Source organism: Streptomyces sp. NPDC051172, from assembly GCF_040682555.1.
GTDB lineage: Bacteria > Actinomycetota > Actinomycetes > Streptomycetales > Streptomycetaceae > Streptomyces.
Genome location: NZ_JBFBBE010000506.1, coordinates 1 through 1,016, shown reverse-complemented (window position 1 = coordinate 1,016; position 1,016 = coordinate 1). Strand labels below are relative to the sequence as shown.

Annotated in this window: 2 protein-coding genes; one reads left to right on the top strand and one right to left on the bottom strand. The window is 71.1% G+C overall.

The window, feature by feature from the left end; genetic code table 11:
* The coding region (locus AB0N07_RS52290; protein WP_365848203.1) for an NAD-dependent epimerase at window positions 1–454 on the top strand (454 nt) is incomplete at its 5' end.
* Here the strand turns inward: AB0N07_RS52290 and AB0N07_RS52285 are convergent.
* On the bottom strand, window positions 396–815 hold the full coding sequence (locus tag AB0N07_RS52285; protein ID WP_298714751.1) for a hypothetical protein: 420 nt from the start codon (window positions 813–815) through the stop codon (window positions 396–398). The genes AB0N07_RS52290 and AB0N07_RS52285 overlap by 59 nt on opposite strands.
* Between the last annotated feature and the right edge of the window lie 201 nt (window positions 816–1,016).

The window sequence follows — 1,016 nt, the reverse complement described above, 5'->3', positions numbered from 1 at the left end:
CTCGGCACTGTCCACCCACGGCGGGCTCGCCGGCAAAGGCCGCCTCCGCGCCCTGCTGTCCACGGCGGCAGGGCTCGCCGCGGAACGAGGCGTGCGCTTCGGGGTAATGGGCGGGGCCGGCTCGCTCCTGATCGCACCAGACGGGCCCCGCCTGGTCGACACCCCCGGCTTCCCCGAGGTCGCCAAGCCCGAATCCCTCGAACTCGCCGGAGCCCTCGACGACCTCCGCGCGAACACCGACGACCGCCTCGACTGGTTCCTCATCAGCCCCGCCGAGAACTTCGGCAAGCACGCCCCCGGCACCGCCCGCGGCCACTACCGCATCGGTGGTGACATCCTCCTGCGCGACGAGAACGGCGTCTCGGAGATCTCCGGCGACGACATCGCCCTCGCCATCACCGACGAGATCGAGAAGCCCGCCCACCACCGCACACGCTTCTCCGTCGCCTACTGACCACCGAAGAGCGGACGCTCTCCACCGACCCCAGGCCGCAGGCCGCGTCGGTGAACGAGGCGAACCCTTGCTGGAACAGATCGGGCATGATCCAGGTCGGCACGTCGTGGCCGACCACGCGCGCACGCCCGCGCCCGGTCGGGTCCGGCTGATCCGCACGGACCGCCCGCCACAGGCGCGCGGCAGTCGTCCAGGTCTGCACGGGAATGCGATCCATCCATGCGGTGTCCTCGTGCATCGGGCCGGGCTCGGTGGCCGCGATGGTCGGGGCCAGGTAGGCGCGGATTTCCTCGTCATGCATGTACACGTCACGCAGGGCGGCGATCACGTCGGGGCGGAAGCGGGAATCGGTGGTGCTCATGGTGGTTCTCCAATCGGTGAGGGTGCTTTGAGTGTGACCACTGGCCCAGACGGGCTAGCGGCGGAATCGGTCGTTTGTGGCGAGGGACCCCGCCATGCGCCGTGCGCGCCACATCCGACCCTGTCCGCCCGCCACATGACTCGCCACCGGCCGGCACCGACGCCGCGTAAGGCACCGCTGGTGGCGGCCTGAGCCGGGCCG

Excerpts from the sequence above, each read along its gene's own strand:
- AB0N07_RS52285 (WP_298714751.1), bottom strand. The coding sequence starts at position 815 with ATGAGCACCACCGATTCCCGCTTCCGCCCCGACGTGATCGCCGCCCTG.